Genomic DNA, 13,896 nt, shown 5'->3' with positions numbered 1-13,896 from the left:
TCCAGCGAATGATTACAAATAAGAAGCAAACCCAGAATGTCGGAAGACTGAAAATTTCCATTCCGATTGTGAAAAACACATTGCTTTTTACGAAGGATTTGCGAGATAGTATAGGGAAATGAGATATGGAAGGAGCACGTGAAATGGATATTATGATCGATCAACAGGGTAACTCCAAGGTGGCTATTATTGAGAGTGACGACATCGTCATCAGCGAAGTCCAAGATGCACTGGATCTGATGGCATCGATAAATTATCTGAACGAGGCATACAAGCTGATCATCGACAAATCCAACATTACGGAAGAATTCTTCGATCTGAAGACGAAGCTGGCTGGTGAGATTTTGCAAAAGTATGTTAACTACCAGGTGAAGCTTGCCATCATTGGTGATTTTGACGCCTACAGCAGCAAAAGTCTGAAGGATTTCATTTATGAGTGCAATAATGGCAAGCATGTATTCTTCGTAAAAACAAAAGAGGAAGCGCTTCATATCCTGCATGGCTTGGATTAGTTATTATTCGTAGAGGAGGAATACCGGGTGAAAGAGAGTGACAAGTTACAGGTGCATGTTCTGTCTGAGGTACAAAATCTGAAGGTACATGGCAGGACAACAGAGCAGCGGGCACCGCTGACGTTATTTTGGACAGGCAGTGCAATTGAACTTCGGGTCACAGGATCTGAGCTCTGGGTGGAAGTGGAGTCGGACTACGATATCCATGAACCGTGGATCAGTATCCTGATCAATGGAGTTCCTGTTAGCAGGCAGATGGTTACAGCAGGACGGTATTGGATCTGTATCTTCCGGGGCATGAGCGAAGGTACAGTGAAGAACGTACGCATCGTCAAGGATGTGCAAGCCATGAGCGCAGACCCGGGCTGCTTATTGCAGTTCTATGCCCTGAAGTCGGATGGTGCATTCCTGCCTGTGGAAGAGAAGCCGTTCAAAATTGAGTTTATTGGGGATAGCATCACATCAGGAGAAGGCGCAATAGGGGCCAGAGCGGAAGAAGACTGGATTCCAATGTGGTTCAGCGCGATACATAACTATACGTACATGACAGCAGAAGCAATGAACGCGGACTACAGGGTAGTTTCCCAGAGTGGTTGGGGTGTACTCACCAGCTGGGATAACAATCCGAACAATAACATTCCTGATTATTATGAACAAGTCTGTGGTCTGCTCACAGGTGAGAATAACCAGGCACTCGGAGCCGGGGACCCGTATGATTTTGAGTCCTGGCAGCCGGACGTGGTTGTGATCAACCTGGGAAGCAACGATGGAGGTGCCTTCCAGACACCAGAATGGAGAGATCCCGTAACTGGAAATGTACATAAGCAGCGTTTAAACGAAGACGGGAGCTATCATGAAGAGGACTTGAGCGCTTTTGAGAATGCGGTAGACCAGTTCCTGGGCAAACTCCGTAAGAATAATCCGAAGGCTCAGCTTGTCTGGGCCTATGGCATGCTTGGTTTTCCCATGATGCCAGCCATCTATCGTGCAGTAGATCGTTATACGAAGCGGACAGGCGACAGGGGGGTATCAGTCCTGCAGCTCCCGGATACAACGAAAGAGACGATTGGGGCTCGGACTCATCCGGGTGAGTTATCCCACCGGCGGGCAGCAGAGACGTTAACGGAATACCTGCAAGGAATTCTGGCTTAAAGAGGAATGCCGTACTAAGGGCTGGCCTGAATAAAACAAAGACCACACTTCTTTGGGGAAGCGTGGTCTTTTTCTCGTATTGGTTGGGTTAAATCTGAACCTGATAACGGATGGATATGATCTGACCGAGTGTCTGTGTTCCCATCATCTTCAGATTACTCGGTACAATTCCCTCGGGAAATAAGGGGATACCTTCTCCGAGAATTTTCGGAATGATGGCCACTTCAATTTCATGAAGCAGCCGTTTTTCCATAACAGCCTGAACCACCTGGCCGCCGCCAACGATCCATACATCGGCATCGGATGCCTGCTGTAAATGGGGAATCAGGCTCTCCACTTGCTCGGTTGTAAACTGCACATGTGGGGCGGGTGGCTGCTCCGAACGGGAGAGTACATATGTGGGTCGGTCTGCATAAGGGAAATCTTCGGATAGCTTAAGCACATCTTCGTACGTGGTCCGGCCCATGACCACCGTTCCAATCGTTTGATAAAATGCAGCATACCCGTTATCTCCACCGTCCCCTTCCACGTCAAACAGCCAATCTACCGAACCGTCCTTTCTTGCAATATAACCATCCAGACTCATCGCAATATACAGCACTACTTTATTGGACATTATAGATCGCTCCCTTCTGTTTCATATGATACACTCTAACTATGACAAATGTTGACGTAGTTAGGTGGTGGAATCATGAATGGTCGAAAACTAGCCATAATGAGACTGATGGATTCAAGAAAAAAGTTTACAGCTCGTGAACTGGCGGAACGATTCGGTGTATCCGTCCGTACCATTCAGCGTGACTTGGATGCGCTGCAGGAGATGGGGTTTCCATTGTACACGGAGGTCGGCGTGAATGGGGGTTACAGGGTTTTGCCTAATCGAATTCTGCCGCCCCTGCAGCTGACACAGAACGAGGCGCTCGGTCTGTTTCTGATGATCGAATATTTGCAGCAGGTCCCGGATTTTCCGTACGGATCCATGCGCGAGCATTTGGCCGAACAGTATTTCTCCAGTTTGCCGCAGGATGTGCAGGACCTGATTGTACGCATGAGAGAGCATGTGACATTTGTACAGCATCCGGGTGAGCACGCAGAGATGTTGACGACGGAAATCCTTCATGCTGCTGTAGATAAAAGAGAAATTGAATTTACGTATCATTCCCGAAAAGGAAGAAAAGAAACACAGGCCTATCCCATTGGCATCTACTATGAAAATGGATTTTGGTATATGCCTGCACGTCATAAGGAGCACGTGTTGTTATATCGCGTGGACCGCATGCAGCAATTGAGCGTGCTTGATTCCATAGATGAGTCCATTCCCAGTTTGCAAGCGTGGTTTAAATCCGACGACAACAGGGAAGGCGTGGAAGTGGTGCTGCAGTTCACCGAGTTTGGTACAAGGCTCGCACATTCGGATGTGCTGTTCCAGTCGATTCAAGGCCATGAATGGCGAGGGCTGGTTCCCCTGGAGGAATTCCCATTCACTGCACGGAAGCTGCTTGCCTACGGTCCTGAAGTTAAAGTGGTCTCGCCAGAACCATTGCAGCAGGCTGTTCGGGAGATGCTGGAGAAGAGTTGGAGCCAGTATTCTTAATGTGGAGGCGATGGAATGATGCTGATCAGGAGGATATCGCCGTGCGTCGATCGAATGGATTAACGTGCAGGAATCAAACAGCGCCTAACATATGGGTGCCGAATGGGGGGCTACCATGATTCAATTCATAAGAAGTTTCACGATCCGCTCTATGCAGAGTCCATGCGATGAACAACGGCGGTTGTTTGCATAGAGCCATGACTTTCCTTTCCGCCACATAGAACTCAGAAGTGTACGTCGTAGGACTCTGCTGCCTTAAAGACTAATTTTAAGGAGCGGAGCAGCATGAATTATATCAATGCAGATGCGATCTTGCCGGAAGAATTATTAAAAGAGATCCAGAGGCACATCCCAGGTGGGCTAGTTTACATTCCAAAACCCAAGGAAGCTCATAAAAGGTGGGGCGAAAAATCGGGCAGCAGGGCTGTTGTGAGAGAGCGTAATGAGCAGATCCGGCGCCTGTTCGCTGCAGGTTTAACCGTGCATGAGCTGACCGAACGTTTTTTCCTGTCCATCGATAGTATCAAGAAAATTGTGTATTCCAAGAAATAAAGATGAAGAGCCGCATTAGAGAAATCTAATGTGGTTTTTTTGTGTAAAGATCCGTTATTAAATGTTCGTTACACCTTCATATATAGTGAAAGAACATACAATGAAATTATCACCCTGTACAACGGGATTTGTAGATTGAATACGGAGGTTGTTTACGTATGAACATTGAAGTGATTTTAACGACTGAAGACCAAGCGTATATTATCAAAAATATGTATCCTCTATATCTGCATGACCTTTCCGGGCATTATGGGTTAGAGGCAGACCATACTCCGAATCAACATGGCATCTTTGAGAACAGCAATGATTATCGGACATTACAGGATCAATACGATGTCCAAAACATATGGTGGGAAAAACCGGGCTCCCTCTATCCGTTTCTGATCATGGCAGATGAGGTTCCAGCGGGTTTTGTCCTGGTGGCAACTTCGCCCTATTGCTCAAAAGATGTTGATTTTTTTGTACACGAGTTCTTTTTGATGCAGCCTTACAGAGGTAGAGGAATTGCAGAATATGCTGCATCGAATGTCTTCGACAAGTTTAAAGGGGACTGGGAATTATTCACGAATCCATCAGAGAAGAATAGGACAGGGCAGCAGTTCTGGCGTAAAACACTGTCCAATTACACCAAGGGAAAGTACGAAGAATTATACGGACAAACGACGGATGGTTATAAGTTGATCTTCAGATTTTCAAACCGTTGATGAAAAGGGACATAAAAAAGACCGCTTTCCTTATGGGGAAAACAGTCCTCAGCACCTACCCTTTATAAGCTGCCGATGAAATATTGATACTCGGAATTCACCTCAAAGCCAACACTGCGGTATAAACTCAGAGCACGCTCGTTTTCAGTAACAACGGACAAGCGAATATCCGTATTTTTCTGCTTCAGAAGCAGCTCAACGAGCAGGGTAAGAACTTGGCGGCCCAGCTTCTGGCCTTGATATGCAGGCAGGATACAGAAGTTATGAATAAATGCTGTTGTCTCATTAATGGAATTGATCCGAACCAGTCCAACAGGTAGTTCATCCCTCCAGGCAATGTAGGTTACCCGACTGGGTTCGTTCGTTTGCGTGAAATAATTGCGGGTCCAACCTTCTGAATCTCCAAAAGCCTGCGCTGAGCAGCTGACCATAAACTCAAAATCTTGCGGTTTAGCCACTGACAAGGTTAGCTCAACCTGTTCATTAGCTGGGAGGGACATGTTCATAAGCTGCATGGAGTACTCCGAACGATCATGAACAGCACCAAGTGACTGAGCGGTAAGAAGCCCGGGAGGCAAGCTCTGAGGTACACGATAGCTGAGCTGGGTAATTCCTTGCGGTTTCATGTCTTCAACTGCTCGCCCTAGTAAGCTGTGAAACACACCTTTGCGGCGATGGTGTGGATGTACAATGGCATTGATGTTTCCGGTTACCCCGTCTGAGGGGTACCAACTAAGGAGTCCGACCAGTTGGTCGTTAAGGTAACATAGGAGTGCATGGTCTCCATCTTTTCTGCTGATATGATCAAGGTCTGCTTTCAGATGAATGGAATCGAGTTGTTTACATTGCTGTTCAAGTATAATAATGGAACCAATCTGTTCCTTAGAATCATATATCATCGGAACGACTTGATATGTTGACATTGCATTCACACCTTCATAGGTGAAGGAACCACGCAGTTATTGGACCAAGCAGGCGCTATCCTTCGAAATGGGTCCAGTTGTAATGATTTTGTTCATCATATTATCGCCTCCCAATCAATTCACGTCGACTATAACATAATCGATTATGAAGAACCAGCCTTATGAGATCGATAATGTAATTCATGCGAATCTGTCTAATTACTGGACATTTTAACCAAATAAAGGCGATAATTGAAAGTAATGAAGATGCGAAAGGATTTGGTGGAATGCGTAAATTAGTCTGCGTTATGAGTACGTTATTACTTTCAGGAATTATTATGGGATGTACTGAATCCAATACGACTAATCCTGTTCAGGAGAGCACACCCCCAACCAGCCAGCAGAATATACCAACGAGCGAGAAGGCTACGGCTCAGGATGAACAGAAGGCTCTGGATATGTCCCTGGAATATAAGAAAACAGAATTAACTGTTGATTACGCAGATTATGAAGATACTCTAACCGTAGAGGGTCTATTGGCCAAAGGGGAGACGATGAAACCATTTTTGACGGAGAAGAACTATGAGTCCTACATGGCTAATCGGTATGCAACGTTACCTCTTATGGTGGCAGACAAGGAGAAGGCTCTACTCCATCCGGAAAATATACTCGTCGAGATCAAAGAGAGCAAGAACGATTGGATCCTCGTAGAATACACACTGAATCTGGTCTTTGCAGATCGAGAAGGCCAACAGTTGAAAAACATTCCGTTATCGGGTGATATCACCTTTTTACAGGACCAAGGCGAATGGCGTATTCAGGACGACACCTATAATATCAAAGAATTGCAAGATATCGCTTATGAAGTAAAAGAGTAGCATGATACGAAACGATCAAGATAACAAAAGGCTGCACTCTTAGATCAAATTCTAAGATGCAGCCTTTTGGATAGTGGGATCCTACAGATGAGATCAGACTTCACAACGTCAAACTAGAAGTTGGTTCGCCCAAACGTGGCATCACTTCTCACGGTAGAGCTGCTGGATGCATTAATGGTATCCAGCTGAAGTACGTAGTCATAGTGCCGGATGTAATACCCGGGTTGGCTGTACGATTGAAGTGATATTTTGGAGCTGTCTGCCCAGCCGGGGCTGCTCAGGAATGTTGCATCTCCCTTATAAGCGGCTGTGTCTGCATAGGCTTCAAGCACAATTTTGTTGCTGCTGTTACGCTTCAGGAAATACCCCGGGTAGTTGACTGACTCCAGCGAAATGCCTGTAGAGCTGGCGAGACCAGGAACAACGCGGAATTGGGAGTCCAGTACAGGCGAGACATTCGCATCAATACGAGCTGTGAAATTGGAATGCCGGATATAACGGTCCGGATAGTTATGTGAGCTGAACTGGCTGTAGCCTGTCGCTTCCGGGGCAGCAGGACCCAGCATTTTGACCTCGTGCAGCGTTGGAGTGTACCAATTACCAGGGTTGTTCCACAGCACGGCATTCACCATGTTGATACGTACATAGCGGGCCGTAAAGTGCACTGCATCTGTGGTAAACCCATAGGTCAGGTTATTGGTCCGATCCAGTGTGGAATAGTTGACGCCATCGTTGCTGATCTCAATCTTGTATTTGTAATACCCCTCCGATCCTTTATACATAAACCAGGAGATATCGATCTCGGTAATGGTCTTCGGCGCTCCGAAGTCAACCTGCCACCATGCAGGCCATGTATTGGAAGAGGCCGCCCACGAAGTCTGGTAGTTGCCGTCATTCACATGGGCAGCGGACGAACCGGAGGCTGTCGATATGGCCGTAGCTGTTTTGCCTTGAGCGTGGTTGACGAGAGAGGACGGCGCTACTGTACCTGTCGCAGCATCGATACTCCAATCCTTATACCACTCCAGTGATGCCGTTCCGTTGGTATCGTTCAGGGTCAGAGGGAGCCAGATATGTTTATGCTCGCCCAGATTCATTGGATTCCAGCGGTCTCCCATATAAATATAGGACGTGGTGCTGCTGCCCGTAATCGTGGCAATATCATGAATCTGTGATCCAAAGGCAGAAGGATTGCCATAAGGGGTCAGTGCAGACCATGGTCCAGTCATAGATGTGGCTGTCGCATAAGCCCCCTGATTCGGATACCAGCCAGCGGCCTGGGAGGTGAAGAGGTAATAGCGGTTTCCCTTTTTCACAACGGCAGGAGCCTCTCGGTAGCTGTTCTCAAATAACCAGCCAACAAAGGATTCAACACCTGTATAACTTGCATTCATTTTGAAAATGGCCATCGTATCGTTCGCGCCGCCATTCTTGCGTGAGGCACTGATGAGATAGCCCGTACCATCGGTGTCTACAAACACCGTCATATCACGGGACTCATAGTCCAGTGGCCGAAAGCTGCCCTCATAGGTAAATTTGCCATTCGGTGTATTACTGGTCGCTACGGCGACACGTCCCAGATTGTAATCCGTTCCGTTCTCATAATGTGCCCAGAGCACATACTGCTGCGTAGCGGGATTGTAGATCACTTTGGGGCGCTCAATCTTGCTGGAGGCAAGCTCCGTTGCGGAATCCTTGGTGAGGATGGCATTGCTGAATGTCCAGTTTTTCAGATCGGTTGAAGTATAGACGTTAACACTGTCAAACTTGCCACCTACCGCATGCTCACCATACCAATAATACGTGCTCCCCACTTTCAGAATATTGCCGCTGTTTGCATGAATGGGGTTACCTGAGGTATCCAGCCAATCGGAGCCATTGCTAATGGTTACATTTGCCGCGTCCGTTCGTTCTGGATGGAAGCCAAACATCGTCAGTGTCAGGGTCAGAACCAGAATCCATGCATGCTTCCTGCTTCTCATTACATGCACCTCCCCAAGGTTATGAGCAAAGTGTAGCGCTTTCACATATATTCTAGCTGGACTTCCATTCGTTTCAAGTGAACAATTCATCCATTGATGAACAAAGGAGTGCTTTTCGATATAAAGCGGCGAGAGCAGGGCGTTTTTTATAAGACGTGTTCATCCACTTGCTGAAAACCTGCATAAATCAAAGAGGGAGTGCCTCAAGACACTCCCTCTTCTCAGATATATTAAATTCGTATCTTCTGCTTACACATGCTTCCCTTTGCGGACCTTCAGCTGTTTCCCCTTGACCGTTGTGTTTTGCATCATTTCCAGTACAAGCGGGCCTTTGCCGTTCAGAATCTCCACATCGGTCACATTATCGAGAATGGTAATAATCCCGATATCATCTGCGGTGACGCCCTCCAGTTTGGCGATGGTACCTACAAAGTCCACGGCACGCAGCTTTTTCTTCTTGCCGCCGTTGAAGTTCAGCTTCATGATCTGCTGGTTCAGCTGCTCACGCTTGTCTTTTTTGCGTTCAGGTACAATCTTCAGACGTTTCTCGAATTCTTCCCTGCGGCGATCGACAGCTTCTTCAGATGGGGCCGGAACGACCGGGATCTCGAATCCGATATAGGATTCAATCTCGGCCAGGCGTCTGCCATCCTTCGGCGTAACCAGCGTGATGGCCTTACCTGTCTTACCAGCACGTCCGGTACGGCCTGTGCGGTGCACATAGCTCTCTTTTTCAAGCGGAATATCATAGTTGATGACATGAGTGATATTCGTGATATCAATCCCGCGTGCTGCAACATCGGTTGCAACCAAATAACGGAATTGGCCTCTTCTGAATGCATTCATGACTTCAATCCGCTCGTCCTGCTCCATGCCTCCGTGGATTCGGTCTGCTGGGTAGTCCAGGTCAGCCATCACCCGGAACAATTTATCCACGTTCTCCTGCGTACGACAGAAGACAATGCAGCTGTCCGGATTTTCCACGATGAACAGATCCTCCAGCACAGCCGTCTTGTTGACTTCGGAAACCCGAACAACCTCGTGTTCTATTGTAGCTGTTGTGAGACCACTTGCTTTGATCTCGATCTCTACCGGATTATCCATATACTTGCGTGAGAGACGGGCAACATCCTCAGGGAATGTAGCGGAGAATAACATCGTTACGCGCTCGCGAGGCAGGGCCTGAATGATAGCTTGTACCGTTTCAATAAAGCCCATGTTCAGCATTTCATCCGCCTCGTCAATGACGAGATAGGCAATCCGTTCGAGCGGCAGCGTGCCGCGTTCGATATGGTCCAGCACACGTCCCGGCGTACCTACGGCGACATGTGTTCTTTGTTTTAGCTCTGCTTTTTGAATATAAAAAGGAGATTGTCCATAGAGTGCCGTGGCTTTAATCCGCTTATAGCGTCCAATGTTGGTGATGTCTTCATTGACCTGCAAGGCCAGTTCACGGGTTGGTGTGAGAATCAAAGCCTGCGGTTTATTTTCATTCCATTCCACCAGCTCACAGATCGGAATACCATACGCAGCTGTTTTACCACTGCCAGTCTGTGATTTGACCACGAGGTCTTTATTTTCCAAAGCGACCGGAACTACTTCAGTCTGAACCTCTGTTGGCGTTTCATAACCCAGGCTATCCAGTGCCCGGACGATCTCTTCGCCAAGTTTATAATCTTTGAATTGTTGCTTGCTCATTGTTAACCTCTTTTGCATTAGTTTTAAGTACTCATACCAGAGACGTGCAGGATGCTTACTATAAGCATTACACCATACCTATATCGTATACCTGTTCATTATACTCTATATGCAGGAAGGCCAGCGAAGGAATTGATCTGGGTGAATGGGCAAATCAGGAAACTCATGCTGGAACCAGGAATTGGAATATGTTAGCATAGGGGTAACTTACTGAACGGAGGGATACGTGTGGCACATTTTTTCCGATTGAGATAGTAGCGAAACGTTTGTTTGCGCGTTGCTGCTTGCTGCCTGTGTGCAGATAATCGGGAGAGGTTTGCCTATTTACACGTATGCCGTAATCGATAGTGGACACTCTTGCGTAGGAGTGGTTCTTTGATGTACCACTATTGGACTGCACATATTTAGGTATATCCCTTAATCCGAGATCAAGGCACAGGCGTGAATGTCTGTGTTTTTTATTTTTCTGAGGAAAAGAGGAGGAATGGGTATGACAGGACCAATTTCGAATGAACAGGTAAAACTTCAGCAGGATATATGGCTGCTTGCTGAACAGAATGGGCTTCGAATCCGCAAAGATTCGATGGAAATCAATGAGTCCGGGATGGACTTCAGGGTGGCCTTTGCTACGGATGAGAGTGGGCAAAAGTGGGTTCTGCGACAGCCGAGACGTGGAGACGTATGGGAGCGTGCTGAAAATGAGCGTCAAGTGCTGGGGGTTGTGAAGAAGCACCTGTCTGTTAAGGTGCCGGATTGGAAAATTTGTACACCGGAGCTGATTGCTTACCCCTTGCTGGACGGTGAACCGATTGCTGTGGTCGATCCTGCTGGGGGAGGATATGCATGGCGCTTTCCGCAGGAAGACCTGTCGGATGTATTTTTCGATTCGCTGGCCGCTGCACTCGTACAACTGCATGGCATTGATGCGAATGCAGCGGTACAAGGCGGAGTGCGGAGCAAGACGCCTAGGGAAGTGCGCCAGGAGTTTGCCGCCAATATGGAGCAGATTAAGCAGAGCTTCACGGTGCCGGAGCAACTCGCCGAGCGGTGGGAGAATTGGGTGTCTACAGACCATTTCTGGCCTGAGCACGTCACATTCAATCATGGTGATCTGCATCCACCGCATATTATCGTCGATCCTACACAGCAGGTAACCGGGCTTATCGACTGGACGGAAGCGGAGATCGCCGATCCAGGGAAGGATTTTGTGATCTTGTATGGGCTTTTCCAGGATGCTGGATTGCGCGATCTGTTAAAGAGGTACGAAAAGGCAGGGGGAAGAACATGGCCCCGGATGTTTGAGCATATTCGGGAGCAGTGGGCTGCTTACCCGGTACTGGTTGCTAAGTTTGCTCTAATCACAGGGGAAGAGTCGACCATGGAGATGGCGAGGGGGATGATGGCTAACTGGGATGTGCCGCAGGATTAAACCAGACTGTATGAACCTGAGTACGCCGGATGAGGGAGGGGATGGGGTTGTGAAACGGGTTCGTGCCACGCATTGGTTAATAAGTGTTTTATTACTGATTACTTTAACGAGTTGCTCTAACCCTTTTTCCAAATCTCATGAAGATGCAGGGAACAGACTGTCCCAGAACCGGATAGAGGAACTTAGAGAAGAATATCCAATTTCCACTGGCGTCCCACCGACGATCAATATGAGGGAAGTGAGTTTCAGAGAAATGATGAATTTCGGGGAAGCCGTCATTGTTGCAGAGGTAGTGAGCGAACTCCCGAATTTTAGCGTCGACTTGAGGGCCGAACCGGGTACACCTGAAGGGGATTCTGCAATGAAGGATTGGGCTGCCGGTATTGCTCCTTATAAGCCTGAGTTCATTACGTACAAGGTGAAAGTACATCAGGTTGTAACAGGTGAGGACGTGAATGAGGACACATTTCTCTTTTATAATGCTGACTTTGCAGGTATGGAACCGGAACTCAAGCCAGGCATGAGAATCGTCACCGTGGTCAAGAAAGGGACAGCAGGGGAGCAGGTCGGAGGTTATTCGTTTACCCGGTACGGAACGTACTATATTGTGGATGGGGATTATGTGCTATCTGCATATGAAGGGGAATCCGAGGAGCTGCGTGAATTTACGGAACAAACGAATGGCATCCAGGTGGACTCTTTTATTCAGGAGATCAAGGAGCTAGCACACAGCTAGAGGCCTTCATTCAGAGGAGATCGCCGCCCTATCCCTTGTTCTGCAAGAGACATAGCAAGAAAAGAATAAGCCTATCGCATGTCGTTCATACAAGAACCTGCGGTAGGCTTATTTATCGTAACACCTTTAAGATTCAATACTGTTGTCCATCTGTTTATTCTCAAAAATCAGAATCGTTTTGCTTCTTCCGATATATCCGACGGTCGTATTAAGCTGCTCCGAAACAAAGCGAACAGGTACAAAAGCCGTGCCGTTCTCGATCAACAAGGGAGCATCATTCATCAGGAGCGAACCATCTACAACTACCTGTTTGTTGCCAGCAGTCCAGCGAATGGTTTTATCACCTTGCCTGATTACGGCCTCCTGTTTGTTGCGATCCCAACCCACCTGGGCATTCAGTTGTTCGGACACAAAGCGCAGTGGCACATACGTACGCCCTTCATGGATAAAAGGTGCAGCTTCCAGGGCATATGTGCGATCACCCACATAGGCTGTGGTCGATCCTTCGATCAGACGCTGGAAACGGCCTTGCGGTGTGCGTTTCTGTTCCCGGACATTCATCTGGTTAAGAAGACTCATGGTACTGCTGCCACTCGATACATCCAGGTAGTTATTTTGCACAGTCAATCCGGCGGATTCCCCTTCCGTCGTCGGGGTCAGTACGTTAGGAGATACAGAGGTGGAGGCTCCGATGTCCTGTACCGTATTCACGGGAACAGCCTGTGTAAAATTAAAATCGGCAATCGGCGTCAGATCCCATACACGATTGTTCGCAAGCTTCAGCACCTCCAGCTTGGTGAGCTGTCGTAATGGCTCCAGATCGTAGACCTGATTGGATTCGGCATTAAGCTCGGTTAATCGCAGCAATCCTTCAAGTGCGTTTAGGTGTTGAATTTGGTTATTCGAGATGTCTAGCGCCTGAAGACGCGTCATATGCTGCAGAGGTGTCAGGTCGGAGATCTCATTGCCTGCCACGTTTAACCTCAATAATGTATTATCCAACTCGTCCAGCGGAGCCAGCGATTGAAGCTGATTATTTGCTGCGTTCAGCTGCTGCAGCCCGGATTGATTAGCCAGTGGAGTCAGATCTGTAATCTTGTTGTTGGAAATCTCCAGCAATTTTAGATGCTCTAGTTCAGACAAAGCGGAGAGGCTGTAAATCTGATTGCCACTGGCATAAAACGTATGTAATCGGGTGAAGCCACGAACCACTTCTATGGAAGAGATCGAGTTGTTGCTGATGTACAGCCGTCCCAGTTCCTTCAGGTCAGCGAGTGCCTCAATGGAGGTAATATAATTGTTGCTTACGTCGATTTCCCGGAGCTGGTCCAGATGCTTCAGCGGGGTCAGATCCTCAATCTCATTGCCGTATAGGCGGAGATGTGTCAGGTTGGTTGCATATTCGAGCCCCGACAGGCTCTGTATACCTGCATTACTCAGATCAACAACGGTAAGCTGTTCCAGGTCGGAGGAAGTTAAGGGTGAATCTACTGGTTTGTTCAAGATCAGTTTAAGTCCGTTTTCCAGTGCAGGATCTTCAATGATGCCTTTGCCTGAGTCGATCGTTGCGTAGGCCATGGCTTGCCCCGACGCACTGATACTTAGAATGAATATTAGACATAGTAGTGCCATTCTTTTCATTGCACGCATTCCCTCCGATATTCAAAAGTTCTTCTAGCTTTTATGTAATCCACGCATTGTAAAGGTCAGGTCAACAGGAATGAATCCTCAACATTTCTCTAGTTATTAACCCGTCA

13 protein-coding genes are annotated in these 13,896 nt (G+C 47.7%); 8 read left to right on the top strand and 5 right to left on the bottom strand.

Annotated features, from left to right (window positions below):
• The first annotated feature begins 143 nt into the window (after window positions 1-143).
• Together MHB82_RS29360 and MHB82_RS29355 are read left to right on the top strand one after the other, a co-directional pair.
• Window positions 144-512 (top strand): DUF4180 domain-containing protein, encoded by a 369-nt coding sequence (locus tag MHB82_RS29360; protein WP_341176516.1) that lies wholly within the window; start codon window positions 144-146, stop codon window positions 510-512.
• Between the two features lie 27 nt (window positions 513-539).
• Window positions 540-1,664: an SGNH/GDSL hydrolase family protein gene (locus MHB82_RS29355; protein ID WP_341176515.1), complete on the top strand. Its 1,125-nt coding sequence runs from the start codon at window positions 540-542 to the stop codon at window positions 1,662-1,664.
• Between the two features lie 88 nt (window positions 1,665-1,752).
• Here MHB82_RS29355 and MHB82_RS29350 read toward each other — a convergent pair whose 3' ends face one another.
• Window positions 1,753-2,280, bottom strand: coding sequence for a dihydrofolate reductase family protein (locus MHB82_RS29350; protein ID WP_341176514.1), 528 nt, complete (start codon window positions 2,278-2,280; stop codon window positions 1,753-1,755).
• Between the two features lie 75 nt (window positions 2,281-2,355).
• Between MHB82_RS29350 and MHB82_RS29345 the strand changes: the two genes are divergently transcribed.
• From MHB82_RS29345 to MHB82_RS29335, 3 genes are all read left to right on the top strand, one after another.
• Window positions 2,356-3,258 carry a helix-turn-helix transcriptional regulator gene (locus MHB82_RS29345; protein WP_341176513.1) on the top strand — a complete coding sequence of 301 codons (903 nt, stop codon included), beginning with the start codon at window positions 2,356-2,358 and terminating at the stop codon, window positions 3,256-3,258.
• Between the two features lie 285 nt (window positions 3,259-3,543).
• Window positions 3,544-3,810 (top strand): CD3324 family protein, encoded by a 267-nt coding sequence (locus MHB82_RS29340; RefSeq protein WP_341176512.1) that lies wholly within the window; start codon window positions 3,544-3,546, stop codon window positions 3,808-3,810.
• Window positions 3,811-3,968: 158 nt separating this feature from the next.
• The gene (locus tag MHB82_RS29335; RefSeq protein WP_341176511.1) at window positions 3,969-4,514 is read left to right on the top strand and encodes a GNAT family N-acetyltransferase; all 546 of its coding nucleotides are present in this window, start codon (window positions 3,969-3,971) and stop codon (window positions 4,512-4,514) included.
• Window positions 4,515-4,576: 62 nt separating this feature from the next.
• On the opposite strand, the gene MHB82_RS29330 is transcribed toward MHB82_RS29335, so the two are convergent.
• On the bottom strand, window positions 4,577-5,437 hold the full coding sequence (locus MHB82_RS29330) for a GNAT family N-acetyltransferase (RefSeq protein WP_341176510.1): 861 nt from the start codon (window positions 5,435-5,437) through the stop codon (window positions 4,577-4,579).
• Between the two features lie 287 nt (window positions 5,438-5,724).
• Here MHB82_RS29330 and MHB82_RS29325 point away from each other — a divergent pair, with 287 nt between their 5' ends.
• The gene (locus MHB82_RS29325) at window positions 5,725-6,294 is read left to right on the top strand and encodes a hypothetical protein (protein ID WP_341176509.1); all 570 of its coding nucleotides are present in this window, start codon (window positions 5,725-5,727) and stop codon (window positions 6,292-6,294) included.
• A 113-nt stretch (window positions 6,295-6,407) separates the two neighbouring features.
• Here the strand turns inward: MHB82_RS29325 and MHB82_RS29320 are convergent, their stop codons facing one another.
• Complete coding sequence (locus MHB82_RS29320) at window positions 6,408-8,225, bottom strand: AbfB domain-containing protein (protein WP_341176719.1); 1,818 nt, start codon at window positions 8,223-8,225, stop codon at window positions 6,408-6,410.
• 300 nt (window positions 8,226-8,525) lie between these two features.
• Complete coding sequence (locus MHB82_RS29315) at window positions 8,526-9,974, bottom strand: DEAD/DEAH box helicase (RefSeq protein WP_341176508.1); 1,449 nt, start codon at window positions 9,972-9,974, stop codon at window positions 8,526-8,528.
• Window positions 9,975-10,464: 490 nt separating this feature from the next.
• Here MHB82_RS29315 and MHB82_RS29310 point away from each other — a divergent pair, with 490 nt between their 5' ends.
• Window positions 10,465-11,403: a macrolide 2'-phosphotransferase gene (locus MHB82_RS29310; protein ID WP_341176507.1), complete on the top strand. Its 939-nt coding sequence runs from the start codon at window positions 10,465-10,467 to the stop codon at window positions 11,401-11,403.
• A 10-nt stretch (window positions 11,404-11,413) separates the two neighbouring features.
• Window positions 11,414-12,139: a hypothetical protein gene (locus MHB82_RS29305; protein WP_341176506.1), complete on the top strand. Its 726-nt coding sequence runs from the start codon at window positions 11,414-11,416 to the stop codon at window positions 12,137-12,139.
• Window positions 12,140-12,265: 126 nt separating this feature from the next.
• On the opposite strand, the gene MHB82_RS29300 is transcribed toward MHB82_RS29305, so the two are convergent.
• A complete protein-coding gene (locus tag MHB82_RS29300) occupies window positions 12,266-13,780 on the bottom strand; it encodes a leucine-rich repeat domain-containing protein (protein WP_341176505.1) in 1,515 nt (504 codons plus the stop codon).
• Window positions 13,781-13,896: the final 116 nt, after the last annotated feature.

The sequence above is a fragment of the Paenibacillus sp. FSL K6-2862 genome, assembly GCF_038005125.1.
Taxonomy (GTDB): domain Bacteria; phylum Bacillota; class Bacilli; order Paenibacillales; family Paenibacillaceae; genus Paenibacillus; species Paenibacillus illinoisensis_A.
This window is presented reverse-complemented; position numbering and strand designations above follow the sequence as displayed.

Bases quoted from the DNA above. Each gene is read 5' to 3' on its own strand.
- MHB82_RS29360 (WP_341176516.1), top strand. From the start codon at position 144: ATGGATATTATGATCGATCAACAGGGTAACTCCAAGGTGGCTATTATT.
- MHB82_RS29350 (WP_341176514.1), bottom strand. From the start codon at position 2,280: ATGTCCAATAAAGTAGTGCTGTATATTGCGATGAGTCTGGATGGTTAT.
- MHB82_RS29345 (WP_341176513.1), top strand. From the start codon at position 2,356: ATGAATGGTCGAAAACTAGCCATAATGAGACTGATGGATTCAAGAAAA.
- MHB82_RS29340 (WP_341176512.1), top strand. From the start codon at position 3,544: ATGAATTATATCAATGCAGATGCGATCTTGCCGGAAGAATTATTAAAA.
- MHB82_RS29335 (WP_341176511.1), top strand. From the start codon at position 3,969: ATGAACATTGAAGTGATTTTAACGACTGAAGACCAAGCGTATATTATC.
- MHB82_RS29330 (WP_341176510.1), bottom strand. From the start codon at position 5,437: ATGTCAACATATCAAGTCGTTCCGATGATATATGATTCTAAGGAACAG.
- MHB82_RS29325 (WP_341176509.1), top strand. From the start codon at position 5,725: ATGAGTACGTTATTACTTTCAGGAATTATTATGGGATGTACTGAATCC.
- MHB82_RS29320 (WP_341176719.1), bottom strand. From the start codon at position 8,225: ATGTTTGGCTTCCATCCAGAACGAACGGACGCGGCAAATGTAACCATT.
- MHB82_RS29315 (WP_341176508.1), bottom strand. From the start codon at position 9,974: ATGAGCAAGCAACAATTCAAAGATTATAAACTTGGCGAAGAGATCGTC.
- MHB82_RS29310 (WP_341176507.1), top strand. From the start codon at position 10,465: ATGACAGGACCAATTTCGAATGAACAGGTAAAACTTCAGCAGGATATA.
- MHB82_RS29305 (WP_341176506.1), top strand. From the start codon at position 11,414: ATGAACCTGAGTACGCCGGATGAGGGAGGGGATGGGGTTGTGAAACGG.
- MHB82_RS29300 (WP_341176505.1), bottom strand. From the start codon at position 13,780: ATGAAAAGAATGGCACTACTATGTCTAATATTCATTCTAAGTATCAGT.